Consider the following 1507-nt stretch of genomic DNA (forward strand, 5'->3'; position numbering starts at 1 on the left):
CTATTTAACCTCGCGGCAAGCAGCCGTGATGTCGGCCTCTCACCTCGTCTCGCTCGGAAAATCGATACATACGAAGTAGGTCTTTGATCAGCAGCAAGCTGATTGCCGTGAAAAGTCCTCAATTTATTCCGACTAAGGCCTCAGCCGCTCTTGAGCATTCGCACTTGTTCTATTCCTCTTTCCACAAGTTTCGGCGGACTTTTCATACATCGCGCCAACCTCGAGTGTTTTAGAGTGAAACGCCATGCAGTCCCAACGAACTTCTGTGCAAAGGTATGAACATGCAAAGGAATGCAAGCACTTGTTATCCAATACTGCTGGTCCACGGCCTTTTCGGCTTCGACAGAATCGGCAAGTTCGAACTCTTTCACGACATCAGGCAGGCGTTGAGGAACGCCGGAGCAAGGGTGTTCGTCCCCTACTTGTCGGCCATCCATGACAACGAGGTACGCGGTGACCAATTGCTCACACAGATCGAGCGGGTACTGGAAGGAACCGGTGCACGCAAAGTCAACCTCATAGGTCATAGCCAGGGCGCACTGACCGCACGTTATGCCGCAGCGATTGCGCCACACAGCGTGGCATCGGTGACTTCCGTCAGCGGTCCGAACCATGGCTCGGAACTGGCCGATTTCCTGCGCAAGGCATTGGCACCGGGCTGCCTGCCGGAACATGTGGCCGAGACGGTGGTGACCCTGTTCACCGACTTCCTCGCAACATTGAGCGACAACCAGTACCAACCGCAGAACGCCATTGCGGCCCTCAATGCCCTGACCACCGAAGGCGTAGGCGCATTCAACGACAAATACCCGCAAGGGCTGCCCACCATCTGGGGTGGCAAGGGGCGCGAACGGGTCAACGGTGTGCGTTACTACTCGTGGAGCGGCGTGCTGCAGTCGAATGTTCTTGAGGAAGGGCTCAATGGGTTCGATCCGCTCAACGCGTTCTGCCGGGCCCTTTCCGGTTATTTCGTCACGGAAAACGAGCAGAACGACGGGTTGGTCGGTCGCTTCAGTTCCCATCTGGGCACGGTTATCCGCTCCGACTATGCACTGGATCATCTGGACACCATTGGTCAACCGACCGGCCAGTTGCGCACAGGTGTCGACCCGATCGAACTGTATGTCCAGCATGCCGAACGCTTGAGAGACGCCGGCCTTTGAGGTGCCACCTGCCGTGATCCCGTGTGGAACGGAACTTTGAGGAGAAATAGCTCACGCAATCCGGTAGGCTCCGCACTTTATCGAGTATTGAAAGGAGTATTTTCCCATGGCTAAAGCCACTGCCCGTCACATCCTTGTTGCCTCGCAAGACAAGTGCACCGAACTCAAGGCCCAAATCGAGGCTGGTGCCGATTTCGCCGAAGTTGCCAAGGCAAACTCCACCTGCCCTTCCAGCCGCCAGGGCGGTGACCTGGGTTCGTTCGGCCCGGGCCAGATGGTCAAGGAATTCGACACCGTGGTTTTCAGCGCACCAATCAACGTGGTCCAGGGCCCGGTCAAGACCC

General features: G+C 56.7%; 2 protein-coding genes. Both read left to right on the forward strand.

What is annotated here, in order from left to right:
• Positions 1 to 281: 281 nt before the first annotated feature.
• Positions 282 to 1163, forward strand: a complete 882-nt coding sequence (locus tag ACXRVY_RS28590) for an esterase/lipase family protein (protein ID WP_223463979.1) — start codon at positions 282 to 284, stop codon at positions 1161 to 1163.
• A 106-nt stretch (positions 1164 to 1269) separates the two neighbouring features.
• The coding region (locus tag ACXRVY_RS28595) for a peptidylprolyl isomerase (protein ID WP_458238903.1) at positions 1270 to 1507 on the forward strand (238 nt) is incomplete at its 3' end.

This window comes from Pseudomonas sp. P5_A2_2, from assembly GCF_054177685.1.